Origin of the sequence: Okeania sp. SIO1H4 (genome assembly GCF_010672695.1) — a bacterium.
Taxonomy (GTDB): Bacteria; Cyanobacteriota; Cyanobacteriia; order Cyanobacteriales; family Microcoleaceae; genus Okeania; species Okeania hirsuta.
On the sequence record NZ_JAAHGB010000064.1, the window covers coordinates 13,487 to 40,400 of the forward strand.

Sequence of the window (26,914 nt, forward strand, 5' to 3'; positions counted from 1 at the left end):
TTAAATTCTGGTCAAAGCTGATTTAATTTAACAATTAGTAATTGTTGCAAATTCAAATTAAATTCATACATCTACCTGTAAAAACACATATTTAGATATCTTGAAGAAAAGAGTCAGAAGACAGTAGTAAAAATTACCCTTCATCTCCCATTTTTCAGATAGATAGGACTTACGCAAAATACGAAATTATACACCATTTGTAGGGGCGAACAGCGGTTCACCCTATATGTGGTGGTTATGCGTAAATCCTGATAGATAAACCACAAAGCCAAAACTACAATTAACAGTACAGACATTCCGGAAAACATTCTTGCTTTGGTCTACTTTGACCGAAGTGAGTAAAAGACCATCAAAAAGTGGTGGTGGTGCATAGTAATGGTAGAGATAGTGTGAGGAGTTTGGGGACCCACCCCTAACCACTCCTGGGAGGGGAATGTGGGGAGTTTTGGAAGAAATTAAAAAATATATCTCTTCTAGACATCTCCTCCAAAAGAGGAAATAGGGAATAGGGAATAGGTATGGAGGGGGAAAGAACTGATAATTTCTGTACGATAATTGATTTGATTTTTGATTTTTACCAGATGTCTATTACGCGAGCAGGACAACCCAAAAAGTTAACAAAACTTTGCAATCTGACAGTGGAACCTCTAACCCACAAGCTTGTAAAATCCAGGTGAACTATTAGAGAGGAATAGATTAAAATGAAAAAATATGTCTGTAATGCTTGTGGATATATATATGACCCAGAAGAAGGAGACGAAGATTCAGGAATAGCAGCAGGAACAGCTTTTGAAGACATTCCTGATGATTGGGTTTGCCCAGTTTGCGAGGTTGGTAAAGATGATTTTGAACCAGTAGAGGAGTAACTAATAAACCTCTCCGGAAAAGAGGGAGTAGGAAGTAGGGAGGTTGCATGCAACGTCCGTACAGAGTAGAGGGAAAGAATTGATGATTTATCTGCGATAATTGATTTTATTTTTTATTATTGGAGATGTCTAATATGTATAAAATGTTGGGGTTGGTGATTTGAGCTATGATATCGTGTCCGGATAAGAGCGCCATAGAACTCAGTTCCGCTTACACGTTAACATGCGTTGTGCGCCAGCAAACAAAAAACTTTCTCCTTCTACTCCTCTTTCTTCCCTCCTAACTCCTGACTCCTAAGTAATCAAGATTAATATCATATACTAATTCAGCAACACCTAAAATGTCTTTCCCACCTCTTAAAATTGTAGTTGTAGGTGGGGGAGCGGCAGGTTTTTTTGGAGCGATCGCCTGCAGCACCCCCCACACTGATGTCACCATCTTAGAAGCAGGGCGACAAACTCTGGCTAAAGTTCGTATATCTGGCGGTGGTCGTTGCAATGTTACTCACGCCTGTTTCGACCCAGGAATTTTTGTTCAAAATTACCCCAGGGGAAGTAAAGCGCTTCGGGGTGCATTTAGTCAATTTCAGGCTCGTGATACTGTGGAATGGTTTACTGCGAGGGGCGTACAGTTAAAAACAGAAGCAGATGGACGGATGTTTCCCACTACTAATGATTCTGCTACAATTGTTGAGTGTTTAACTAGGGTCGCATTAGACCGAGGTGTGAATATTCGCACGGGTGCAGCAGTGGTTTCTTTAGCACGAAAGTCAACGGTGGGGGATAATAATTTATTTGAAATCAGATTAAAATCGGGAGAAATTGTGGAATGCGATCGCCTGCTTCTAGCAACTGGTAGTAGTCCTCTTGGTCATCGTTGGGCAAAAGCATTGGGTCATCAGGTTGCGGCACCTGTACCTTCTCTATTTACTTTCAAGATTTCTGACCGACGTTTCCAAGGGTTGGCAGGTATTTCGGTTGAGAATGTTTGTTTACAACTGCCGATGGCTAAATTAAAACAGATAGGACCTGTACTTCTGACTCACTGGGGTTTAAGTGGTCCGGCAATTTTGAAATTATCCGCCTGGGGTGCAAGATTTCTCCATGAAAATGACTATCAAGCTAATTTATTGATTAATTGGTTATCCCACCTTAACTCAGAAGATATAAGAACACAGTTATTAGCACTTAAAACTCAGGAAAAGAAAGCGATCGTTAATAGTTGTCCGTTTTCTCTACCGCGCCGTTTGTGGGAAAGTTTAATTATTGCCGCGGATATTGACCCGCAAAAACGTTGGGGGGAGTTATCAAAGAAAGCTATTAACAAGTTGATTTTAGAATTAACTCAAGGTAAATATCAAGTTCAGGGTAAAGGGGTTTTTAAGGAAGAGTTTGTTACTTGTGGTGGGGTGAATTTGAAAGAAATTAATTTTAAAACTATGGAAAGTCGTTGTTGTCAGGGATTATATTTTGCTGGTGAAATATTGGATATTGATGGAGTTACAGGAGGCTTTAATTTTCAAAGCGCATGGACAACTGGATGGTTAGCAGGTCAAGGGATGAAGGGGAGGGAGTAGGGAGTGGGGAGTGGGGGAGATTTTTAAGATTTGACACGGAGACGCGGTGACACGGGGACGCGGAGAGGGGAGTGTGGGGAGTGGAGGAAGAAATTAAAAATATATATTTTCACCATTACGCGAGATTGTCCTTACAAATTTTGGTCTGGAGTTTAGGCTTTCTTACGGTATTTTTGTACTACATTTTGAAGTGCGGAATGTGGGTTAAATAGGCAGTATTAATACTACCTATTTTATTTGCAAGCTGTTACGACTATTTATATCATGTCCGGTAGCATCGGTCTTGTATAGCAAAGGTAAGGAAGAAGGAAGAAGGAAGAAGAAAGAGGGAAGAGGGAAGAAGGCTACCCTCGCAAGAAAAAACCATCATTTCCTGTAGATATTCACCCTTGGGTTTACACAAACGATATAAACGGACATGATATTATTTGGACTTAAGCTAAATTCATCAGCAGAAAAGATGCAATTAGGGTCGATAGTTTCTTTGATTGACTTCAATGTATTATACATATCATTCTCATAATAGACATCCTTTGTATCTTCCAATTTCCGACTACCAAAAGTGTATGCAAACATACGCATATCTTTATCGGCAAACGCTTTTTCCTCAATAAATACCTTGTCATTTTCTTTTTGCCATTCCTCTGCAGCTTCGCGTTTTCCAGTCTCGTAGAACGAATCGTGACTCATGGCCAGAATTTGGTCACGCCATGAAAAGGAGGTGTATTCTTTTGTATCGTTAGTTGCTACTGACTCTTCCCTAACTAATCATCCGGACATGATATAACTCCCTATCCTCTCTTCCTTACTAAATCAAAATCAACCCACTTTGAACTTCCAATTCCGTAACACCAATAAAAATCGCAATTAAATCCCCATCCACAAAAACTCCAGTACCTCCTTGAGTCTCTATAGAAGAAGGACTAAACACAACTCCATCACCACCAAAGGCAATAACTACATCACCTTCGAGATTATCAAAATCAACAATTACTCCATAATCACTACTACCTGCACCACTGTAAAAAGCAACATCACTATTACCCAAAACAAACGTATCAGCACCCGCACTACCTGTCAAAAAATCAATCTCATTTTCTCCAGACTGACGACCTGCACCAATAATCAAATCATCACCAATACCACCAACAATAGTATCATTACTCAAATCTCCACTGAGGGTATCATTTCCTCCACCACCATCAAGAAAATCATTATCTTTACCACCAAATATCAAATCTTCAGATTCTCCACCACTCAATTCATCATTGCCCAACTCTCCTAAAATGAAATCAAGATCAAAACCACCATCAACTATATCGTTACCCTTACCTCCACGAATAGTATCATTACCTGAATTTCCCTCCAGACGGTCATTATCTTTATTACCAAAAATACTATCGTTACCATCATTGCCAAAAATAGTATCATTACCTTCATTTCCGGCAACACTGTCATTGCCTATCCCTCCATCAAGGCGATCGCTATCTTCATTCCCACCAATACTATCGTTACCATCATTACCAAAAATACTATCACTACCGACATTGCCGACCAAACTATCATCACCCCCACCCCCATCTATCTCATCACTACCTTCATTACCAACAACAGTATCATTACCCTCACCACCATCTAGAAGATCGTTATCTTGATTGCCCAGAATACTATCATCTCCTATTTCGCCATTAATGGTATCAGCTCCTTCATTACCAAAAATGGTGTCATTGTCTATCCCCGCAAAAATACTATCACTCCCGGGACTACCAAACAAACTATCTTCACCTGCTTGCCCATCAATTGTATCATTACCACCTAGTCCAAAAACGGTGTCATTGTTAGGAGTGCCTTGAATAAACTGAGGAGTATTATTACCAATAATGGAACCTGGTGGAAATTGACCGTCTGGTATGAAAGGAGGTGGAGTAGGAATATTTACACCATCAATAATACTGGTACTATTAACATCTATTCTGCCATTTTCTAGAGTTACAGTTCCAGAAATTGCGATGGGTTGATTTGGCTGTAAATTTAAAGCTATAGCATTAAATTCATCTAATAAGTTAACAAAGTATATTTGACCATTAGAATTTAAAATAAATTGGCGATCGTCAACTACAAAACCAACAGTTCCAGATATAGTTTGTAGTCCGACAATTGGTGGTGGAGGTCTGGTTGAATCATCGTTAATCAGAATAGTATTGATTAGATTTAATCGGTTATCTTCTAAATTTATAAATCCTGTTACTGTGATTGATTGACCAATTTGTAAGCCTAAGATTGAAGTATTTAGTTCATCTATAAGGTCAACAAAGAAGTTTTGACCATTGTCAGCGGTCAAAATAAAAGTATCATTACCAGTAATAGAAAATATTGTTCCTGCGACTTCTGTTAATGTTAATTCTAATTGGGTTCTGGTAATAATAGTTGTCATAATTTATGGTTTTAGTTGATATTTGCTGAAGAAGGAAGAAGAAAGAAGTGGATGGGGACTCAAACCTCAACCAATTGTAAATACCGTGTAGACGGCGGGATCTTAAACCCAAAAGAAAAAGATAAATATTGATAAATAGCTAATGTTAAACTTAAAAAATACTTAGTTTCTGTATTTCTATAATAGTCAAATATTGAATTGAATAGATAATAGAAGTCTAAGGAAAGGTGAAGACATATCAAAAGCTTAAAACTCAGATATAGGACTACGGATTTAGGTTAGGACACTACTAAACCCTGTTTGCGGAGCATTGACCTAGGAAAAACGAGCGTCAGAGATTACTTCTGAATGCATGACTTTTGACTTCTAACTTGCGCGTAGCGCTATATCTCCAAAAATTATACAAACTTCTTCTGAAACCTTTGTAGGGACGCTCCATGGAACGTCCCTACTATTTTGATGATAATGACATCCTACTTAGATGTATAACAGAAGGAAGAAGGTAGAAGGAACAATCTGGCGTTACCTGAGTTTTCAGCTTTTGATATGTCTTCACCTTCCCTTAAACTGCTACAATATGAAATCAGGTTATACCATTATCGTAAAACTACCTCTACTCAATACATACCTTTCACGGAATACCCCTAGATAATTTCCATACTCAATTCTTCCTTTCTCCTGACTCCTGAGGACTGACTCCTGAGGACTGACTCCTCAATCATAATCAAAATTTATTCCGATTCAACTGAGAGGGGAAAAGTATCGGGTTTCACGAGAATTGTAGCAATCTTACGATTACGAATTACTTCCAGTGCTAAATCTTTTCCAACTAAACTTTGTTCTACCTGTTGCTGAACTTCTACTGGACTTTTAACTGCCACTCCACCTACTCTCTGAATCACATCTCCTTGACGCAAGTCAGCTTTAGCTGCTGGAGAATCTTCTATAACTCGCATAATCACAACACCCTGATTTTGCTGAATATTCATGTCTAGTCGTTTATTAATTTCATCTCTGACTTCTGGCGTTAAATCAACCATTGAAATACCTAAAAATGGATGGTCTACTTTCCCATTATCAAATAACTCATCAGCAATTCTTTTTGCCGTTTCTATCGGAATAGCAAATCCTAATCCTTGAGCATCAGCTCTAATCGCTGTATTGATGCCAATTACTTGACCACGGCCATTCAAAAGTGGGCCACCAGAGTTGCCAGGATTAATCGCGGCATCTGTTTGAATAAAACGGACTCGTTTGTCTGGAATACCGACTTGAGAACTGCTACGACCAATAGCACTGATAATTCCTACCGTCACAGTATTGTCTAAACCAAGAGGATTGCCAATAGCGATCGCCCATTGTCCCGGAATTAATTTTTCTGATTTGCCAATGGACACTTCTGGTAGACCTGTGGCCTCAATTTCAATTACAGCCACATCTGTGAGTGAGTCTACACCTTTAACCTGGCCTTCAAAAACTCGACCATCTTTCAGTGTCACCTGAACTGTATCAGCTCCACTAACTACATGAGCATTTGTAATTAAGCGACCATTAGAATTAATAATTACTCCAGAACCAGTACCACGTTTAACGCGTTCTTCTGGAATAGGCAAATTTTCCCCAAAGAAACGTTTAAATAAGGGATTTTGAAAAGCTTCTGGAACTTGAGTTGTTAACTTTTTAGCTGCATCAATACGGACTACTGCTGGACCTACTTTTTCTACTGCTTGAGCAATAAAGTTATAGTTAGTCGGTTCAAGTAGAGTATTTTCAGAGTTTGAAGGTGACGGGTAATCTGGCGGTTGCTGCTTGACTACAGGTATTACATTAGAGTTTATGGTCAAACCTTTGGCTTCGATATAACGATGACCCAACCATCCTGTGCCACCACCAATAGATAGTAGAGAAAAATATAAAGTCAATTGCTTGAAGGATAAAGTCATTTTTTTCCTGGGATATAATTCTTTGGATTTAGATATAGATATTTAAGAGGTAAGATCAGTATAATTGGCCTTTTTCAGATTAACAAAAGTAATTCGATTGATAATTTAAGGACTTTTTTTGCCTAATTTTTGTCTAACCCCCATTCACAAGGTTTCTTGGTCTAAAAAAGCGCTTTGGACGAGCAGATATAACATTTCTCAGTAAGCGTGAGTTACACTGCTGGAGATCCCCTACTACCCCCCTTGACAAGGCAGGACTAATTCTTTGTCCTCAGAGAATATTCATAAGAAATACAAAAAATTGTGCAAGCAAATATAAGAATCTCCCCACATTCCGCTCCTGGGAGAGGTTAGGGGTGAGTCCCCATCTCCCTATAAATTTTTTTCTAGTGACAATAAATTGACCCTATCCTTGACAAGGGGGAAACCGGAAGTCCTCCTTTTTTAGGGGGATCGTTGATGTACCGAAAACTGCTATATTAAATTTCTAGTTGTAGTGGCACGCCACTTGAAAAATTCAAAGAATATGTTGAACAGCAAGAACCTCCTAATTAATTTTTTTGCTGGTCGGGATTCAACAGTCACGCTAACTTACCTTGTGTTCCAGATCTTTTCCCGATATTTTAAAGATAAATAAAAATTTGTAATGTCCTACTATATTTATAAGATTATAAGTTACCTAATATTAAATTAAGTCATTAGATTGTTGTCAAAACCAAATTTAAGACTTTTACCTTATTTATTGTTAATTAGTTTAAAACATCTTAAAAGACATGAAACTATCCCAGTAATCAGATTTTTAGTAAAAGTCCTAAATATTTTAAGAGTTAAAAACGAAAAATTCAGCTTTTCAAACACATTTTACTTAAATAAATAAGTCTGTTAATAAATAAGCGTGTTAAAAATAGTGGAATAGGTTCACTGATTTTCAGTATTTTCTCCAAAGCACCACATTCATACAAATTTCTGATTAATATCTCTGTCAGGTGAAAGTATTTGTGAAAGTGAGTGCATTTTATATCTGTAATTTTGATAATTCCGCTACCGTAAGAGTTATTTTAGGCTTTGTTGCACTTGGATAGAAGGTAACAAAATCTATATGAGCTTGAGATGCTTAACTATACTCACACCTTAGCTTGTGGCATTAAAATTTAGTAATCTTAGTCTACTAATATCATTCATTATAGTTATACAGGGTCTGGCAAACATTTTCTGGGAAGAACTAAGATAATGAATTTATTTTTCTTTTTTTAAGGTAAACTATGGGAACTTTCGCATTTAGATAAATTGGTATTATAAAAAAACTACAGATACATAATAGAATCTAGTCTCTGATGATACCTACTGAAATTAATAAGAACAAGAAACAACAATTAGCACAAACAAAACCACAAAATAAAATCCTGAATAAGCTACTTTCTCTTGAGATTATTGCTCCAATAATTTTAGGAATTATAGTACTGTTAACCTGGGAAATTTCCGTGAGAGTAATGAATATTCCTCCCTATTTATTCCCAAGTCCAATATTAGTATTTCAGACAATGATTCAGGAATGGAATCAATTATTTGCTTCTCTGTTAATTACCGTCAAAATTACAGTTGTTGCCTTAGTAGTAGCAGTAGTTTCAGGGGTGTTAATTTCCATGTTATTTGCTCAGAATAAATTAATTGAAAGAAGTTTGTTTCCCTATGCAGTAATTTTACAGACTACTCCTATTGTTGCTATTGCTCCTCTAATTATTATCTGGTTCAAAAATAATACTTTTGCAGCTTTAATTTTCTGTGCTTGGATTGTCGCATTTTTCCCGATTATTTCTAATACTACTTTGGGATTAAATAGTGTTGATAAAAATTTGAGCGATATGTTTAAGCTATATGGAGCATCTCGTTGGCAAACTCTAATTTATTTGAGATTTCCTAGTGCTTTACCTTATTTTTTAGGTGGGTTAAAAATTAGTGGCGGTTTAGCATTAATTGGAGCTATAGTAGCAGAATTTGTTGCAGGTACAGGGGGGACTCGTTCCGGTATTGCTTATCAAATTTTAATCTCTAGTTACAACTTAGAAATTCCTAGAATGTTTGCTGCTTTATTTTTAACTACAGGTTTAGGAATAGTTATCTTTGTTTTGTTTACAGTTTTATCAGATTTTCTATTAAAAGATTGGCATGAAAGTTCTGTACAGAAAGATAGTTAAAATGTAAGCATTCAGGGTGCATCTCAATGCGTGAATAAAGCCAAAAAATCATCGCTTTTAGGCAACAGCTCCGAAAGGCAACAGCTCATCTGGGAATATACTGGAAAAAAGTATTTTTGCACATACAGAGATACACCCTATTCATACCTAATGTTGAATATAATTGCTTATCGCTTAATTGAGATGCACCCAGCATTCAGCCGTCAGCTATCAGCTATCAGCTATTGCTTTTTATTTAGGATAAAAGCAATATTTAATTGTCTTATACCATTTTTATATGAGGTTGCATAGAATTTGAAATTCATTAAATCAATCTATATTTATCTACACTTACCTGTGGTCAATTATGCTTTAAATATTATTCTACGCAGCTTCATTTCAATTTGGTATTACTACAAAAGTTGGCTCCCTTGTCCTTAAAGTCTATTTTAATTTAAACACTGTCCTAAAATAGAGAGTCTTGTTGCTGATAGCTGACAGCTAATAGCTAAATGCTTACTTTAAAATTTAGGAGGGGTCAGGAGTCAGTAGGATATGCTTAAAAATAGCTGCTTTTTGATTTTAGATATTTATTTCTATCCTTTTCCCCTTTTTTCAATATTTACCCCCTCTTCCTTCTTCCTTCTTCCTTCTGCCTTCTTCCTTCTTCCTTCAAATATCTAATTTGGTTTATGAATAATTTTCTCAACTAATCTGCGCTTTACATTAGAGTCAATTCCAATCAACCTCACATAATCATTTTGATGTTCAGCTAAACAATTTTCTACAGCATTAATCACCTCTTTTTCTCCCTGACTATCTATTGTTCCACAACTTTTCCATGAACCAGTTTTATATCTACGCTTATCTGCATATTCCATTCCTATTTTCAAACCATCTTGGAGAATTTGTTGCACTTTTTCTCTAACTTCTGAACTGAGATTATTATTTTTAACGTTATGATTAACCCTATTTTCTATTAACTGATTAGATATAGTTACTTCTGGAGATAAATAGTTAGAATTTGGCGCAACTTTTTCCGACCGCTCTACCTGAGCACCACCGAATAATCGAGATTGATTATATTCTTCAACTAATCGCAATTCTCGGATACGTTGTTGTTCTCCAACCATAATTTTTCCATATTCTAGAAGATGAGATAGATTAAAATTAGGTTGGGGAAAATCTGGAATTTTTTCTACAGAATTCACTACCCGTTTGGAAATATTTTCTATTCCTACTTGATGAATAAAATCACGAATCTGTTCATCATATATTCGACTGCGTAAAGCACTGAAAAAATCTATAGCTTGGTCAGAAAATTCATCTACTAAATTCTCAATATCTCTGGCAGAAAGTTCATCAGTTTTAAATATGCCACCCACTATACCAATTCTATCTTCTCGATTTGGTTCCCAATAAAATTTCTCCATTCGACCATCTCTAATTAAAGGTGCATAGAGGGTAGAAAAATCATTTCCAGTCACAATAATTGGTATTCGATGTAGGGGAGTTTCATCATAACTACCAGGCAATTGTACATTAGTAGGATTATCAGCAATATTCATCAAAGTAGCATTTACTAATTGAGTATTTACCGTATATTGAGTACCCCCATCAAATCTACCAGCACCTGCATCTAAGTCATTAATAAATAAGGCGCACATTCGACCTTGAACTTTGATTTTTTCTGATGCTTCTCGATAACGTAAACGTAATAAACGTGCTGGGTCTCCTGCATCTTTACTTTCTAATTCTCCGCCAGATATTGTGACAGGTTCAATTCCCATTTTTTCCAATACTAATTGGCATTGAAAGGTTTTTCCTTCTCCTTTTCGTCCATGTATTCCTAATATTAAAGGCATTCTTACTCTAGGTAAGTCTAAGAAATTTTTGGTAATATGAACTGCTAGTTTATCTATAAACCTGGATGATATGTAATATGGCATTGGTTTTGATGTTTTTTATGGCAAAAATAAGAGTTATGATACAGAACTTAAACAAATAATAATATACCAGTTTTAAATAATTGATTTGTAAACAAATCAAAAATAAATAGATAAAAAATCAGAAAATCTTATCTCTCTATTAGTACGCCTTCCTTGACAAATAAAACATTCGCAGAGTCGCACCGCTATTCCCTAATTTCAATATCTTTTCTGTACAACTCAAATAAGACTGTTATATTTACAGCTTCTAATAGAAAGTCGATTTATTAAAAATAGGCAATAGAAACTTGGTGTTGCTTTTAATTCAAATCACACCATTAATTTATGAATAGTCTCTATGGCTGATTATATCAGTATCAGTTTTCTTGCAGTATTTATCAAGTCAATATTTTTGGGGTTTGACATTCTTATAGCTCGTTCCTCTACAGTTATTATTGCTGCAATTGCTTGAGGGACTGCTAGTTTCGTTCTAAAAATACATATGATTACATATTTGTCAATTTATGATGAAAGAGGGTAGAGAAAATTAGTTAGTTATGCTGGGAAAATTTTCGGGCGATCGCTACAAAATTAACGACAGTATAAGCATTTGCAGCTCGATTTTGCTATTGAGCAATAACTTACTACAGATTTTACTACTGTCGAGCATATCACAAAATTGAGTAACAGCGCTGAAAGTATTGGAACTGCGTGAGCTAATGCAGCAAATTTTGAGCGGAGATTAATCAGAAAGTTTTGATTTTTTAAATTCATTGTTCAAACTGATAATTAAACCTGTTCAGATATCTATATATATCTATATACCTGTAGGAAATTCTTGAAGATAAGTCAGCAGACTGATTAATTTGATATTTCTTGAAAATTATGCCAGCAACATTTACTAGAGATGGGCTTTTTTCCCATAAACCTCAGATGTTTTGCGAATAATCTTGAGAAGATGAGAAACAACAATTTTCTTTTGTCCTATTTTTAGGAGCGATAGACTTCCAGTGCACTGGGCGATCGCTTTTTGTTGCAAATCATCGCTATCAGGTATACAGGACTTACGCAAAAGACAAAATTACACACCATTTATAGGGGTTAACAGCCATTAACCCCTACAAATGGTGTGATTTGCGTAAGTCCTGGTATAGGTATAGCAATGCGCTCTGGCATATTTACACATTATTTTTTGTATACCTTTTCTAGACTGCACTTAATAGAGCTAAGTTGTAAATACTTGAGAGCACATTGCTATATTTTCTGAACTAAAGAATTAATACAAAAAACTAAAAAACCCAATCTCTTTTCCTAATTGAAACTGGGTTTTTAAATAAAAATAAATATAAAAAAAATTAAAGAGTCTGTCGAGAAATCAACTTTTCAAAATGAGCTTGAGTTTGCTGCAACATTTCCTCGCGACCATCTTTTGCTTGATTAAGAGAAGGAACTAAATTACGAGCGTGTAAAGTCATGTGAAATTGTAAATCAGCCACATATTCACTAACATCTTGATGTAAAGAACAAGATGGATATTTTTTAATTTCTGAATTCAAAGTTTTTTCCTCCCCTAAATTATTTGAGCTTGTTTCTGATTAGAAACGGTAGCACGGAAATTATTTTATGTTGCAGCTTAGTAACGAAGCTTAATATTTTTCAGTAAATAAAATTATATTTCTTTACATAGTATTAAAAAAATTTTTTTCGACAATAAATAGTTACCGAAAAATTGTGGTTGAAATCCTCCTCTTTTAAAAGGATAAAAAGAAAAAATTTCCTTTGAGTAATCCTATCAGTTTTAAAGGAGAGATAATTCTAAATTCTAAATTCTAAATTCTAAATTCTAAATTCTAAATTCTTGAAATCCAGATGCACAGGAAGACGTTGAAAACTGCTCAAACAAAACATTTTATAGTATTAAAAAGTAAGCATTCAAAGATTATCAACTCAAGCTGAACACTGAATGCTAATAGGTGAATGCTTACCTTAAAATTACCACTTTAATAAATTAAACTGTTCCATATCTACCGTGTCACGGTTACGATAAATTGCAAGAACTATCGCTAGACCAACAGCCGCTTCAGCAGCAGCAACAGTAATTACAAACACAGTAAATACCTGACCTTTAATATTCTGGGGGTCTAAGAAATTAGAAAAACCCATCAAATTTAGATTTACAGCATTAAGCAGTAACTCAATAGACATCAGCACCCTAACTGCATTGCGACTGGTAATTAAACCATAAATACCTATACAAAAAAGTGCTGCGGCTAATAACAAAAAATACTCCAGTTGCAATTGCATAAACTTATCAACTCTTTGAATTTAATTATTAGAAATTTCACTAGAACTAGACACTAATTCACGGGGACGTTCTGGTAAACTTAAAACAGGTGTTTGAATCTCAGTCGGTACTTCATCAGGCAAAATATCTCGACGAGCCAAAATAATAGCACCCACCATTGCCATTAACAAAAACACAGAAGCAAGTTCAAAAGGAAGTAAAAAATCACTAAAAAAGTGTCTACCAATTAAAACAATTGAACTTTCTGTATTAGCAACACTAGCACCAGGAATTGACCAAGAAGTAGACAATACCATGGTACTTAGTAGGGCAAATAAACCAACGCAAACTAAAGCTGTAGCTATTTTTCTAAACCAAGCATTAGGCAAAACTTTAAAATCTTCTCGTTTATTTACAAGCATAATTGCAAATAAAATCAAGACATTAACAGCTCCAACATAAATCAAAACTTGGGCAGTAGCCACAAAATCAGCATTTAATAAAAGGTATAAACCAGAAATACTCATAAATACTCCACCCAACAAAAATGCTGAGTAGACAATATTAGAAAATAACACTACTCCCAAAGCAGCAGCAATCATCATTATGCTTAATAAAGCAAATGAAACAAATTGAACTCCTTGTGCTAAATCCACTTTTTATTCCTTTTGAGATTTGTTTATTTTGAATTCTATTAGCTATTAGTTATTAAACGTAAGCATTCAGCGGTCAGCTATCAGCTATCAGCTATCAGCTATTGGGGTTATTACCTTATAAAAAAGGAGAAAAAAGCAATTGAGAGATTTCAAAAAATTAAAATTATGGGTAAAAGCCCATCACTTAACCTTAGCAGTTTATCGAGCCACATCTACATTTCCCTCTATAGAGTTGAAAATTTAGTAGAAGTTCAACGAATGCTTGCTTCATTCATTCAAAAGCTGTTTGCGTAGCATTCCAAAGGAAGAGCTGACCGCTAATAGCTGAATATTACTTCACAACTAAATAACTAATAAACTAATAGCTATTTTTCTGTAGTCTCTGCCACTGGTTTTTCAGCTTCCATTTGTTCAAGAATTTCTTCCGGACGAAGACCAGCGCGACGTGCATTTTGAGGAACTGTATGAGGGTCTATCGCTCCCTTAGGTAAGTAAGCTAATTCTCGCATAGGAGTTACCATTGGGTCATTTGTTACCTTATATGGTAATCGTCCCAAGGCCACATTATCATAGTTCAACTCATGGCGGTCATAAGCTGCTAATTCATACTCTTCCGTCATGGATAAACAGTTAGTTGGACAATATTCCACACAGTTACCGCAGAAAATACAAACACCAAAATCAATACTGTAATGTTTGAGCTTTTTCTTTTTGCTTTCCTTATTAAATTCCCAATCAACTACAGGTAAATTAATCGGACAAACCCTTACACAAACTTCACAGGCAATACACTTGTCATATTCAAAGTGAATTCTGCCTCGAAATCTTTCAGAAGGAATAAGTTTTTCGTAGGGGTATTGTACAGTAATAGGACGACGGCTCATGTGGTCAAAAGTTACAGATAAACCCTGACCAATATATTTAGCAGCTTGAAAAGTTTCTTTAGCGTATTCGCCTACTTGATTGAGGAATTTGAGCATGGCGTTTTCTCCTAGGAAGTCTAATTAATTAGCAAAAGTAATTTTAGATTTTTGATACAGTTTAATCTAAAAGTCTAAAATCAGCTATGGATTTATCCTCCAAAAGCAAATGGAAAGGCTAACTTTAAAGCTGCAGTTAATAGTAGATTTACCAGAGCGATGGGTAGGAGGAACTTCCATCCCAAGTCTAATAATTGGTCAATCCTAACCCTTGGTAATGTCCAACGTAATAAAACAGCAATAAATACTAGAAAATAAGCTTTGAGCAATGTCATAGTAATGCCCAAAGTAGCAGTAATTATTTGTAGCCACGGAGTTGTTTCACTTACTCCCAACCAGTCACTGAGAAGTCCAACTGGTAAAGGGGACTCCCAACCACCTAAATATAAAATTGCCACAAACAGAGCAGATAGAACTAAATTGATGTAAGACGCTAAGTAATAGAGGGCAAATTTCATCCCTGTATATTCTGTTTGATATCCCGCTACTAATTCTTCTTCTGCTTCAGGAAGGTCAAACGGAAGTCTTTCACATTCTGCCAATGCTGATATCCAGAAAATGAGGAAACCCGCTGGTTGTCTCCAAATATTCCATCCTAAAATGCCATAGCCTGATTGTTGCTCAACAATATCAATTGTGCTGAGACTATTGGACATCATCACTACTGCCAGTACAGCTAAAGCTAAAGGTATTTCATAACTAATAGACTGTGCTGCTGCTCGTAAACCTCCTAGTAGAGAATATTTATTGTTGGAGGCATAGCCAGACATCAGCAGACCAATGGGCTGAATACTGGAAAGAGCTATCCATAAAAATATTGCTACCCCCAGGTCTGTAATGATTAAATTTTGTCCAAAAGGAACTACTAGATAGGACAAAAATACTGGGATGGCTACTATTACAGGGCCGAGAGTAAATAGTAGAGGATCTGCTTTAGAAGGAACAACGTCTTCTTTGAAAACTAGCTTCAAACCATCAGCTAAAGGTGCTAGAGTTCCCAAAGGACCAATGAATTCTGGGCCAATTCTTTGTTGAGCTGCTGCGGAGATTTTTCGCTCTAGCCACACTGTTACTAGAACACTAACAGTAGCAGCGGCAATCATTAATAACATGGGTAATGGTAGCCAAACGGTTCTGGCTATTTCTGGAGATAGGCCCAAGTCTACGAGAGCTTGAATAAATGTTCTTTGTAGATCGATTCCTGAATTCATTTAGAGTAGGCTTCAATAAGTATTATTACTTTGCTTGTTGATTTTATCAGAAAGATAGGGTTCTGGGATTAGCTAAACCTGATATTTTTATAGAGCATGGATAATTGATAATTGATAAAAGAGGTTGACACTTTTCAAATGTCCAAGTGAATTAAGTAATGAATATTGGTCTATAAACTTACAAAAGAGGGAATAGGGAATAGAGGGAAATAATTGATTATTTCTGTACGATAATTGATTTAATTTTTTATTGTTGGAGATATCTATTATAAATGTAATAGAAACTTTCCTAAACTTTCGGCTTGACTTGTTGCTATTTCTATAATTTTTGTATCTTTAGAATGAGTTTGTGCCGTAAAAAAAGCCAACACTATCAAAACTTTATTTTGTGTAATTACAGGTACAGAAAAGCCACTTTTGACTCCAAAAGCTTTCGCAATTTGATTGCGTAAAAAATATCCCTCAGATTCGATAGTTACGTCTATAATCCATTCCGGTTGTTTTGATAACCAAACTCGTCCTGGTAAGCCTTCACCCCTAGATAATATAAAATCTTGACTACAAACCCAAAATTGTTCTAAATCCTTGTTGCCAAAGCCGGAATCAATATAATAGCTGGAACTAAGTTGTAGTAGATTTTTATCTTCATCTGGTATCCAAGCTTCACCATAAGGAAAATCAGTTGATACACAAATTTTTTCTAGACTTATAGTAATAGTTTCATTCATGGATATAGGTTTGGTTTATCAAATTATATAATGTCAGATTTAATAGTTATAATTAGGGCTTACAAAAGCATTAACTTATGAATAAAAGTGCCTTTTTGTGCCTTTGAAAAGTGCCTGGTATCACGTCTAAAACCCTCAAAAAATTAGTATTTTAGGCGCATAGTTTGGCAGAAAAATCAGGATATTATTCTTTTGAATACTTCCTCTATAACTCCCTATTTATCCTGACTCTTAACTACTTCCTGTCTCAACAAAAAGACTTTTTCAACAAACCCTAATTATATATTTTACCGAATTATTAATTATCATTTTCTTTGTGGGTTTAATACCCCACCGTCAACGGGGGTGTTCACGCATTACTTGGGGGAGCGAATCCCCATGTAATTTTCCTCCTGTCTCCTGTCTCCTGTCTCCTGTCTCCTTCTTCAATAATTATCAATTAATGAAACTCCCTATTCATGTAGTGCTGTTTTAATAAGGCACTGTGGATTTTCGACTTGTTTTCTAGGGCGTTGAGTTCTTAACAAACCAATACTGCTAGTCAATATAAAACTGGTAAAACTAGCGACCGCTATAATCGGAATTATCGATGTATCAGATAAAACACTCAAAATAATCGAGGTGCTAATCGGAGTTTTAGTAATTGATACATTAATAGCAGCCATGCAACATAACATTGCAATAGTTGGATGTACTCCTGGAATTAAAAAACTGATAGCTAACCCTAAGCTTGCTCCCGTAAAAAATAGGGGAAAGATAAAACCCCCTCGAAATCCACCATGAATGGTAAAACTAATGGCCATCATTTTAGCCAGACAAATTCCGAGTAACGTTACAACTGTAAGTGTAGTAGCTGGCTCAATTAATTGAGTTTCAATTTGCTGCTCGCTAAAGAAGAGAGTTTGAGGATATAAAACTGCCAACCAACCAATCCCCAATCCTCCAAAAATTGCTCGCCAAATATGCCTATTTTCAATAGGTTGGATGGCCAACTCTGTGAGTCGAAAAATTCCAATAAACAAAATTCCAGCTAAACCACCAACTATTCCTAGAACTCCAGCTTCCAGAAGATTGAGCCAACTCAAAGCAGGAATACTATCAAAGTAGTCAAAGCGATAGATACCTCCAATTTCTAACCCAGTGCCAAACCGAAACACACCAAAACTAAAAATCCCTGCAACAACCGCCGGAATAATTGCTTCATAATACTGAATTCCGCGACGATGGGGAATCTCCAGAGCAAATAACGGGCCTCCAACCGGATCGCCAAAGAATGCTGCTAATGCTGCACCCATACCACAAAAGGTCAGAACTCGTGTTTCCTTGAGAGTCAAATTCAGTTTCTCTGCAATCCAACTTCCTAAACTACCATTAATTTGTACCAGGGGTGCTTCAGGTCCCAAACTTCCACCAGCAGTAATTGATACTAAAGATGTGGCAATCATTCCTGGTGTTTGACTTGGTTCCAAACGGCCAGGATCGTGAATTTTATCAATCACCTTTGCCATTTCTCCTGGTTGACCAAAGAAATAGAGACACAAGCCAACCCCAAACCCTCCAATTGTTGATACAATCCAGGTATAGTTCCATGCTGGGAACCAATCCGGGAAAATTCCTGTGAAGTAGTGCTTCCCTGTTTCCCAGACAAACTCCAAAAAGTGTTCTAAAACAAAGTAGTAAGCTGTAGCAACTAATCCTCCCATAATTCCAACAGCACTGGTATAAAGCAGAATTTTGGAGTACAACAACTCTTGAGTTGGACTGCTTAATTCTAGTTCGTCGTCTTTGACATTTTGATTATTCATATTAGGAAAAGACCATTTACTCTCCCTCCCAATCAAAATCTTCTGGGTGATAAATCCCACTGCTAGTACGAGAAAGCTGATTACAAAGACAGAAGCAAAAATATTCATAGGTTAAAAAAAAATCATTAATTGTTTCCTGCTAATAGCTACTTTTAGTCACATCTTTGACATCTTCCCGAAGCTGCTCTTGAGATCCTGTGCAGGATGAACAATCTATGCTACACACCTATGCGTTTTTGGTTCCTTCTGTCATACTCTTTCTTCCAGAGGAGTTACACTTTTCATGTCCCGTAGCATTTCATGTCGGCGACAGTTGAAAAAACAATTTCTGAATTATCCATTATGAATTATTAAATACTTAGGACTTGCTGATTAATCTAAAAGCATTGACATATAAAGAAAAGTGTCTTTTTGGGGCCTTTAAAAAGTAGCTGGTATCACGTCTAAAAAGCTCAAAAAGTTAGTATTTTAGGCGCATAGTTGGGCAGAACAATATTGGGACAATTCTTACTCCTACTTCCTCGCTCATTCCCATTTCTCCTGTCTCCTGTCTCCTGTCTCCTGTCTCCTATCCCCAGCAAAAAGACTTTCCATACGCAAACCCTACTTAACGTTCTTGAATAGGAGTATAAGAAATATTATGCTCTCCTGTATAAATTTGTGTAGGACGAAAAATCCGATTTTCTTTTAACTGTTCTTTCCAGTGAGCTAACCAACCAGCTACACGAGCTATAGCAAATACTGGTGTAAATAGATCGCTAGAAATGCCTAATTTTCGATAAACCAAACCAGAATAAAAATCCACATTTGGGTAAATTCCTTTGTGGCCTAATTTTTCCTCTACAGCCTTTTCCATCTCTAAAGCTATCTCATAATATTTGTCGTAGCCAAACTTATCAAATAACTTTTCTGCCAGTTCCTGAAGAATAATAGCTCGTGGGTCTTTCACTTTATAGACTCTGTGACCAAAACCCATAATTTTGGCCTTAGTCTCCAAACATTTTTCTAGATATGGCCTAACATTTTCTACTGAACCAATTTCGGACAACATAGTAATAACGTCTTCATTAGCACCCCCATGTAGTGGACCAGCTAAAGTTCCCACTGCCGAAGCTATAACTGCATAAGGATCTGTCAAAGTAGAAGAAGTTACCATAGCTGAGAATGTAGAAGCATTAATAGTATGTTCAGCATGGAGGGTCAGACAAACATCAAATACCTGTGCTGCTAATGGATCGGGTTCCCGTTCATTCAGCATATATAAGAAGTTGGCTGCATAGTCCAGGTCATCTTTTGGCTGTACAGCATCGTTACCTTTACGCATTAACTGGAAAGCAGCTACCATAGTTGGAATTTTTGCCAGTAACCTGATGACTGCAGACCTAATATATTCTGGGTTATCAAGGGCACGGCGAGAATAAAATAAACCTAAAGCTGCTGCTGAAGTCTGTAGAGCGTCCATTGGATGTCCAGTTTCTGGGAAACATTTCATCATGTCCCGAATTCTATACTTAATTCTTCTGTGATAGCGAATGTCATACTCAAAGCTTTCTAATTCTTCTTTGCTAGGAAGATAGCCCCAAATTAATAAATATGCTGTTTCCAGAAAAGAACTCTTTTTTGCCAGTTCCTGAATATTAATGCCTCGATATTCCAGTACTCCTAGCTGTCCATCGACGTGACTGATACTTGATTGGGTAGCGGGAACACCTTCTAAACCTGGTTTAAATTCGATACAGACGACAGACATTACTATACCTTTTACTTAGTTAGAATATTGTCACCTTATACTATCAACTAGCTTAGTTGTGTTGTGGTTTTGACAATAATTTATTAATAATTCTGGCTATTGATACTCCTACCGTTAAATCATAGAAATAATATTGGCTTCAATTCCTGCAAATATTGGCTTCAATTCCTGCAAATATTAGAAAGTATTTCATTAAGATATCGATCTATTTCATAGTCTAAAAATTGCTTTCTCACAATTCGTCGCTTATCATGATTTAAAGTTAATATATTCAACAAAAATATTGTCTGCCCAGTCACAGAGTTTGTGGGTTAATTTAAAATGCCAACCACGTCTATTCTTGGATATTTTTTCCTGTAGTATTGCTATTGGATTCTTGAATTTTAGGTAATTATTTGAACCTATATTTTTATTTTTCAGTCTTCTTTGCCACAAATGTTAACTATTAACTGATAACTTATAGCTAAAATGACTATCAAATATATAGCAAGGAACGAGCTAGTATTTGACTTATATTGATGATCAACCTGAGACAGAGGAAAACTTTTTTCACTGTTCCCTGTTTCCTATTCCCTGCTGTGCAATTAATTTTTTTTTTGAATTTGGTTTAATTAGGGTTTGCTGATTAAATCTAAAAGCATTGACATATAAAGATTTTAACCTTTTTGGGGTAGAATTGTAGTGCGCCTATTTCAGTCTAAAACGCTCATGGATGTTAGTATTTTAGGCAAGAGTTGGGCAGAACAATCTTGGGAGAAAACTTAGCTCCTACCTCCTCGCTCATTCCCATTTCTCCCCTCCTGGGAGGGGTTAGGGGTGGATTGTCTCCTGTCTCCTGTCTTCCCCTCCTAGGAGCAGTAGGGGTGGGTTGTCTCCTACCCCTACCAAAAGACTTTTTCAGCAAACCCTAATTAAGTAAAAATTTTGGTGGTGTCAACCAAAACATTTGACTATTACCTACTGGTGAACCAACTTCAGGCAAGGAAATACCTATAACCCCTGCTTTTTTTAGTATCAAAACTTGTCTAGCTTCTCCCCAGATTAAAATTTCTGCCCAATTTGCTAAGTCTGGTTGATGGCCTACAAGAGCTAATTCTCTATTTTCTTGAAGTTGCCATGTTTTTAGCCATTTTAGCCAGATATTAATTTCACCATCAGGAGCTAGTGGTAAAAATTCTTCTACTTTAGAGCTTAATTTATTTTCTTGAAGAATTTTAGCAGTTTGATAAGCTCTAACTAAAGGACTGGTGAGAATTAGGTTGAAATGAAGACCTAATTTTTTGATTTGTTGAGCAATTTTGTGAGTTTTGCGATCGCCTATTTCCGTCAAAGGACGTTCTGAATCTGTGGGGTAATTTTCTGCATCTGCAGCTATACCGTGACGGATGAAATAAACATTTATACTCATAAGCTGTTCAGCATTTAGACTATATTATCAAATTTTTTTTAGAGAGAATGAGCTTTTAGTGCAACTGCTATGCAAAAGTATACGGGGAGAGTGGCAAGGGTGAGGAGATGGGGAGAATCTAGACAGGGCCTGGTTTGAGCATACGCTGCATTAATCAAAACTGATCCACCCTCCTTTTTAATAAAAATACTAACTGTAGTAGTCTAAAGAAGCTGAAAACTCAAACAAAGTTAGATTTTTCCTTCTGCCTTCTGTCTTCTGTTTTTTTTCTGTCTTTTGCCTGATATTGCTATTTTCGATACAAAAAACCCCTGCCTTCAGATGGACAGGGGCTTCATAAACCAATCACATATTTTTTCCATTCTTTATTCCTACCACTTTTAACGTGTTTAGTCAATTCAAAGTAAAGGCCACTATAGGGTTTTCGAGGAAGATAATGCAAAGTCATATTCGCCTCTTTTGGGGTACGATTACCTTTGCGGACATTGCAGCGAACACAAGCAGTCACAAGATTTTCCCAGGTATCGCCACCACCACGCGATCGCGGGATGACATGATCTAAGGTTAAATCATCGCCTGTATAATTACAGTATTGACAGGAATGACCATCTCGGTGCATAATGTTTCGGCGTGTCAAAGGAATATCCTTATAAGGAACTCGGACGTAGTATCGCAGTCGAATAACTGTAGGCAAGGGAATATCTGGCAGGATATATACCCCATTATGTTCAATCTGCTCCGCTTTACCTTTGAGCAACAAGACGATCGCTCGTCGCCAACTCGTGATATTGAGCGGTTCATAAGAAGCGTTCAACACTAAAACATTGGCCATTGATATTTCTGAAAAGATAATATTTTCTCATAGGTTAACACAATCGATCTTTGTTGGGACAAAAGTTTAGAGTTATACCAATTTGATCAATGTTTGCTACAAATAGCTAGGATATTTCTTAGGAGGACCGAGTCAGGAAGGCCGAGTCAGGAGGAATGAGTCAGAATTAATGGCTTTAATACCAGTTTTTAGGTCAGAATTTATCTTTTTAGTCCAAGAGAAATCTCCTATAAAGTAGGGGGGGATGGCAACTTGCTAACGCAAAGCTGCCGCGAACACCCTTACAGCCCTGATTATTCGTAACATTCTTTTTTTTAATTGGTATTAAACAATTTTCTGACAGACAAATTTAAGGTATAAAAAATTTTTGGCGTTGCTGATTCTGGGTATGATTTGATAATTTTGTATTTTGTATTTTGGATTGTTTAAACTACTTGTTAATATTAACTGTTCCCTATAAAATAATCTTCCCGAGCTGTAGCTATATAACCTGATAATCACTAATTATGGTAGCAAATAGTTTTAATAGGAAAGTTAATTAATTGAGGAGTGAATCAAAATGTTGAGTTGGGAAAATGCTTCTTTTAAAACTCTAGTAACAGAAAGCTTAAATCAGGACTCGATAGAAAGTGATGCTTATGGAGGGATTTGTCAAAGAGCTTGGGTAGAAATTAACGACCAGGCATTGGCCTATAATGTACGACAGCTTAAGAGTATTCTATCAGCAAAAACTAAATTGATGGGAGTAGTTAAAGCAGATGCTTATGGCCATGGAGCGTGTCAAGTATCTCAAACTATTTTAGAGGCAGGTGCAGATTGGTTGGCAGTCGCAACAGTGCCAGAGGGAATAGAGTTAAGGTTAGCTGGAATTGAAGCACCAATTTTAATTTTAGGAGCAACAGACCGACCAGAACAAATTCAAGCGATCGCTCACTGGCAACTTCAACCAACTATTTGTACCCCTCAGCAAGCTTTAGTTTTTTCAGAGACTCTTTCCCATTACACTAAAGCAATGCCAGTGCATCTGATGTTGGATACAGGAATGTCTCGCTTGGGAATGCCTTGGCAAGAAGCAGTAAAATTTGTACAATTTGTCCAGAGATTACCAAATTTAAAAATTGCTAGTATTTATTCTCACTTAGCCACTGCAGATAGTCCTGACCAAACAGTGATGAGAAAACAGCATCAAAGGTTTGAGGAAGCAATAGATTCGTGTTGTATTGATAGAGAAGGTTTTTCTAGGGATGTGCAGCTTCATTTTGCTAACTCGGCAGCTACTTTAACTGACTCTGCTTTACATTACGATATGGTACGAGTGGGTTTAGCTCTTTATGGTTTTTATCCAGCACCTCATTTGCATCAGAAAGTTAATTTAAAACCTGTAATGCAGGTTAAAGCTAGGGTGACACAGGTCAAAACTATTGAAGCAGGTACTGGTGTTAGTTATGGTTACCAATTTATTGCCAAAAAGCGGATGCGTTTAGCAGTGGTAGGTATTGGTTATGCTGACGGTGTACCTCGTAATCTTTCTAATAAAATGAAAGTTATTGTGCGCGATAAATTGATTCCTCAAGTTGGAGCTATTACTATGGATCAATTAATGCTGGATGTGAGTGATATTCCTGATCTAGAAACAGGTGAAGTAGTCACTTTATTGGGAGAGCAAGGTAAGTATCAAATTTCTGCTGAAGACTGGGCAAATACTTTAGGGACTATTTCCTGGGAAATTCTTTGTAGTTTTAAGCATCGACTACCTCGTGTAGCAGTTGAGAAATAGCACTCAGGAGTCAGGAGTCAGGAGCTTGATTTTTTGGTGGTAGTGCATTGTAATAGTGGTCTATTGTAATTATTTTGGTTAAGGAGAATGGTAGTGGGAGCATCTTGCTCCCGTACTCGCGGGCAGGATGCCAGTACTAGAGGTTTTTCATCCCCATCTACCATTACGCGAGCAGGACTACCGATTTTTTGAACTTGCTGTAATTCTCAAAGAATTTGACATCCTCTCCCGTTATAATCTTTGATTTAACGGGAGATTCCCAAACCTCGCATCGGCGAGGTTTACTGCTTGAGTGGCACTTATCTAGACTGTTGTCAGTCCCCGACAGTAGGCCAACGAGCGTCAATTTGCTCTACGATCTGCAAAGGCCGCAGTGACACCTCAGTGTTATCATGTTCCCATTGTATCATAATTCTATCTCAATAGAGTGCTTATTGTTTGTTTGGTCGCGATTCATCTCCCGGTAAATTGGAGATTATACCGGGAGTCCTCAAAGCTCCATTTTTGATAGAAACTTTCCATGGAAGGTATCTACAATATCCAGTGTTCCCTCTTGAATTTCCACCTACGAGCTAACACCTACCACCTACTACCTAAGTCTATTAAGATGTCAACTACTACTAAAACTCCACGGGTAAGCGTAATTATACCCGTTTACAATGGCGATCGCTATATTCGCCAGGCCATCGAAAGTATTTTATCCCAAACTTATCAATCCTATGAAATCATTGTCATTGATGATGGCTCCACAGACAATACCTCTTTAGTCTTGGAACCTTATTTTAAGGCTATCCGTTATATATATCAAAAAAATCAAGGGGTTTCAACAGCTAGGAATCATGGTATAGATCTGGCGCGGGGAGAGTTAATTGCTTTTCTGGATGCAGATGATTTTTTTCTACCGGATAAACTGACTGCCCAGGTAGGGGTATTTGACGCGCAACCGAATTTGGGAATTGTTCACAGTGGGTGGCGCAGAGTGAATCAGGATGGTGAAACTATTAAAGATGAGACTCCCTGGGATTATGTTCCTAAATTGGATTTAGAGGCATGGTTACGATGGAAACCAATAGGCACAATGGGTACTTTGATGTTTCGACGAGATTGGTTGCAACAGGTGGGAAGTTTTGAGGCGGGATTAGGTCAAGCGGAGGATGTCGATTTAGTATTGCGTTTGGCTTTGCAGGGTTGTGAGGCCGACTGGTTGCGAGAGTCTACTGTTTGTTATCGTCAGCACGACCAAAATACGATGCGGGATGGGAGATCTCAGGCACGGTCTATTAATGGGGTTTTGGATAAGTTTTTTGCCTCGGAGTCTTTACCTTTGGAAATTCAGTTATTAGAAAAACAGGTGCGTTACAATACTTTGGTGTGGAGTTCTTGGTATTTGTACTATACGGGTTTCTATTCTGAGATGGTGGAATATTTACAAAAGTCTTGGGAATATTCTTCTTTTTTACCTGTGGGAACAGTGATTAATTGGATTGATAGCTTTACAGGATTTTCTGAGAATGTAGGGGATGATTTAGATGCTGATCGATTAGCTAAAACTTCTGAGTGGCAAGATTTAATGAGTTGGGTGATTAGTCATAGTGAAGTTTCTTGACTCCTGAGGGCGAATGCCATTTGCTAACGCAGAGCTGCCGCTAATATCATGTTCGGTAGAACAGTTATAATTAGGGTTTGCTGAAAAAGTCTTTGGTCTAAAGTCTTGAATTGTTAATAGAGATAGCAGCTTGAGCAGACAGTATATTTAAAAGTTAGACTCGTTTTGAGGTAAATGCACCTGTGGTTAAATTATTTTCTAAATAAATAATTCCTCTTAATTTACCTTGATTAATTAAGGGAGTACAGAGAATAGATTTACTTTGTGTGGCGATGATATAAGGGTCATCAATAAATTGTCCTTCCTGGAGTGCATCATTAAGAACAATATTTTCTTGAGTGCGAATTACATAGTTAATAATAGTGATCGGTAAAATGGGAATAGATGTTTCTGGGTCTACAAATTCTATCGGAATAGATTGTGATATTGTTACTTCGTTGCTATCTATTTTTCCTTGAGCTTCCATCACCCAACGACCTTTATGCTTGAGAATTAAACAGCCTTTTTGCGCCCCTGCATTTTCGATAGTAATTTTCATTAAATTGTGCAGAAGATTTTCCAACTTAATTTCACCAGAAATTGATTGAGATGCTTTAATCACAGTTGTTAAATCTAAAAGTTCTGCTTTACTGCTGGAAGTAGAAAAGGTAGTAGTAGTTGTTTCTTGAGATTCTACTTTTTTCTGTAGCATTTCTGAGAGTAACTGAGAGGATATCTGTAAAAAAAAGATTAAAATCAAATAACAAGGGGGTAAAACCAAGAAAATATAATATCATGTTCGGATGATAACTTATAATAAAGCCAAAATCATTACAGTAGAGGTATTCAGGCGTTGCACAGTGACGAATGATTTGATATTTTTGAAGGAGACAGGAGACAGCTATACTGGAGACAGGAGGAAAATTACTTGGGGTGAGAATCCCCATGTAATGCGTGAACACCCCCGTTGACGGTG

At 36.7% G+C, this 26,914-nt stretch carries 23 protein-coding genes and 1 pseudogene; 6 read left to right on the top strand and 18 right to left on the bottom strand.

Annotated features, from left to right (window positions below):
• Nucleotides 1-701 precede the first annotated feature (701 nt).
• Together rd and F6K06_RS27100 are read left to right on the top strand one after the other, a co-directional pair.
• Nucleotides 702-866 (top strand): rubredoxin, encoded by a 165-nt coding sequence (gene rd / locus F6K06_RS27095; RefSeq protein WP_124147081.1) that lies wholly within the window; start codon nt 702-704, stop codon nt 864-866.
• 341 nt (nt 867-1,207) lie between these two features.
• Nucleotides 1,208-2,443, top strand: coding sequence for an NAD(P)/FAD-dependent oxidoreductase (locus F6K06_RS27100; protein ID WP_124147082.1), 1,236 nt, complete (start codon nt 1,208-1,210; stop codon nt 2,441-2,443).
• Nucleotides 2,444-2,809: 366 nt separating this feature from the next.
• On the opposite strand, the gene F6K06_RS27105 is transcribed toward F6K06_RS27100, so the two are convergent.
• From F6K06_RS27105 to F6K06_RS27115, 3 genes are all read right to left on the bottom strand, one after another.
• Nucleotides 2,810-3,133 (bottom strand): hypothetical protein, encoded by a 324-nt coding sequence (locus F6K06_RS27105; protein ID WP_287243769.1) that lies wholly within the window; start codon nt 3,131-3,133, stop codon nt 2,810-2,812.
• Nucleotides 3,134-3,251: 118 nt separating this feature from the next.
• On the bottom strand, nt 3,252-4,877 hold the full coding sequence (locus F6K06_RS27110) for a calcium-binding protein (RefSeq protein ID WP_124146089.1): 1,626 nt from the start codon (nt 4,875-4,877) through the stop codon (nt 3,252-3,254).
• A gap of 731 nt (nt 4,878-5,608) precedes the next feature.
• A complete protein-coding gene (locus F6K06_RS27115; RefSeq protein ID WP_124155419.1) occupies nt 5,609-6,820 on the bottom strand; it encodes an HhoA/HhoB/HtrA family serine endopeptidase in 1,212 nt (403 codons plus the stop codon).
• Nucleotides 6,821-8,154: 1,334 nt separating this feature from the next.
• On the opposite strand from F6K06_RS27115, the gene F6K06_RS27120 reads away from it, so the two are divergent.
• Nucleotides 8,155-9,015, top strand: a complete 861-nt coding sequence (locus F6K06_RS27120) for an ABC transporter permease (RefSeq protein WP_124146091.1) — start codon at nt 8,155-8,157, stop codon at nt 9,013-9,015.
• A 659-nt stretch (nt 9,016-9,674) separates the two neighbouring features.
• Here the strand turns inward: F6K06_RS27120 and F6K06_RS27125 are convergent.
• The 14 genes from F6K06_RS27125 to F6K06_RS27190 form a co-directional block, all read right to left on the bottom strand.
• Nucleotides 9,675-10,943: a ribulose bisphosphate carboxylase small subunit gene (locus tag F6K06_RS27125; RefSeq protein ID WP_124146092.1), complete on the bottom strand. Its 1,269-nt coding sequence runs from the start codon at nt 10,941-10,943 to the stop codon at nt 9,675-9,677.
• A gap of 880 nt (nt 10,944-11,823) precedes the next feature.
• The gene (locus F6K06_RS27130) at nt 11,824-11,994 is read right to left on the bottom strand and encodes a hypothetical protein (RefSeq protein ID WP_161564627.1); all 171 of its coding nucleotides are present in this window, start codon (nt 11,992-11,994) and stop codon (nt 11,824-11,826) included.
• Between the two features lie 283 nt (nt 11,995-12,277).
• Nucleotides 12,278-12,478, bottom strand: coding sequence for a hypothetical protein (locus F6K06_RS27135; RefSeq protein WP_124146093.1), 201 nt, complete (start codon nt 12,476-12,478; stop codon nt 12,278-12,280).
• A 436-nt stretch (nt 12,479-12,914) separates the two neighbouring features.
• A complete protein-coding gene (gene nuoK / locus F6K06_RS27140) occupies nt 12,915-13,220 on the bottom strand; it encodes an NADH-quinone oxidoreductase subunit NuoK (protein ID WP_192901159.1) in 306 nt (101 codons plus the stop codon).
• Between the two features lie 27 nt (nt 13,221-13,247).
• Nucleotides 13,248-13,862, bottom strand: coding sequence for an NADH-quinone oxidoreductase subunit J (locus tag F6K06_RS27145; protein ID WP_124146095.1), 615 nt, complete (start codon nt 13,860-13,862; stop codon nt 13,248-13,250).
• A 365-nt stretch (nt 13,863-14,227) separates the two neighbouring features.
• A complete protein-coding gene (gene ndhI, locus F6K06_RS27150) occupies nt 14,228-14,842 on the bottom strand; it encodes an NAD(P)H-quinone oxidoreductase subunit I (RefSeq protein ID WP_124145767.1) in 615 nt (204 codons plus the stop codon).
• Between the two features lie 92 nt (nt 14,843-14,934).
• A complete protein-coding gene (gene nuoH, locus F6K06_RS27155) occupies nt 14,935-16,053 on the bottom strand; it encodes an NADH-quinone oxidoreductase subunit NuoH (RefSeq protein ID WP_124145768.1) in 1,119 nt (372 codons plus the stop codon).
• 266 nt (nt 16,054-16,319) lie between these two features.
• Nucleotides 16,320-16,781: a GAF domain-containing protein gene (locus F6K06_RS27160; protein WP_124145769.1), complete on the bottom strand. Its 462-nt coding sequence runs from the start codon at nt 16,779-16,781 to the stop codon at nt 16,320-16,322.
• Between the two features lie 452 nt (nt 16,782-17,233).
• Nucleotides 17,234-18,694: a chloride channel protein gene (locus F6K06_RS27165; protein ID WP_240039034.1), complete on the bottom strand. Its 1,461-nt coding sequence runs from the start codon at nt 18,692-18,694 to the stop codon at nt 17,234-17,236.
• A 344-nt stretch (nt 18,695-19,038) separates the two neighbouring features.
• Nucleotides 19,039-19,167 (bottom strand): hypothetical protein, encoded by a 129-nt coding sequence (locus tag F6K06_RS27170; protein ID WP_287243773.1) that lies wholly within the window; start codon nt 19,165-19,167, stop codon nt 19,039-19,041.
• Nucleotides 19,168-19,193: 26 nt separating this feature from the next.
• Complete coding sequence (locus F6K06_RS27175; RefSeq protein ID WP_287243774.1) at nt 19,194-20,336, bottom strand: citrate synthase; 1,143 nt, start codon at nt 20,334-20,336, stop codon at nt 19,194-19,196.
• A gap of 715 nt (nt 20,337-21,051) precedes the next feature.
• Nucleotides 21,052-21,240 (bottom strand): hypothetical protein, encoded by a 189-nt coding sequence (locus F6K06_RS27180; protein WP_287243775.1) that lies wholly within the window; start codon nt 21,238-21,240, stop codon nt 21,052-21,054.
• 3 nt (nt 21,241-21,243) lie between these two features.
• Nucleotides 21,244-21,744, bottom strand: a complete 501-nt coding sequence (gene sixA, locus F6K06_RS27185; RefSeq protein ID WP_287243776.1) for a phosphohistidine phosphatase SixA — start codon at nt 21,742-21,744, stop codon at nt 21,244-21,246.
• Between the two features lie 334 nt (nt 21,745-22,078).
• Nucleotides 22,079-22,576 carry an HNH endonuclease gene (locus tag F6K06_RS27190; RefSeq protein ID WP_124145772.1) on the bottom strand — a complete coding sequence of 166 codons (498 nt, stop codon included), beginning with the start codon at nt 22,574-22,576 and terminating at the stop codon, nt 22,079-22,081.
• Between the two features lie 559 nt (nt 22,577-23,135).
• Here F6K06_RS27190 and alr point away from each other — a divergent pair.
• Entirely contained in the window at nt 23,136-24,353 is a 1,218-nt protein-coding gene (alr, locus tag F6K06_RS27195; protein WP_124145773.1) for an alanine racemase, read from the top strand.
• Nucleotides 24,354-24,960: 607 nt separating this feature from the next.
• Nucleotides 24,961-25,959 carry a glycosyltransferase family A protein gene (locus F6K06_RS27200; protein ID WP_124145774.1) on the top strand — a complete coding sequence of 333 codons (999 nt, stop codon included), beginning with the start codon at nt 24,961-24,963 and terminating at the stop codon, nt 25,957-25,959.
• Between the two features lie 157 nt (nt 25,960-26,116).
• Here F6K06_RS27200 and F6K06_RS27205 read toward each other — a convergent pair.
• Nucleotides 26,117-26,578, bottom strand: a pseudogene (locus F6K06_RS27205) (GAF domain-containing protein); the annotation flags it as partial.
• 163 nt (nt 26,579-26,741) lie between these two features.
• On the opposite strand from F6K06_RS27205, the gene F6K06_RS27210 reads away from it, so the two are divergent.
• Entirely contained in the window at nt 26,742-26,909 is a 168-nt protein-coding gene (locus F6K06_RS27210; protein ID WP_287308911.1) for a hypothetical protein, read from the top strand.
• The last annotated feature ends 5 nt before the right edge of the window (nt 26,910-26,914 follow it).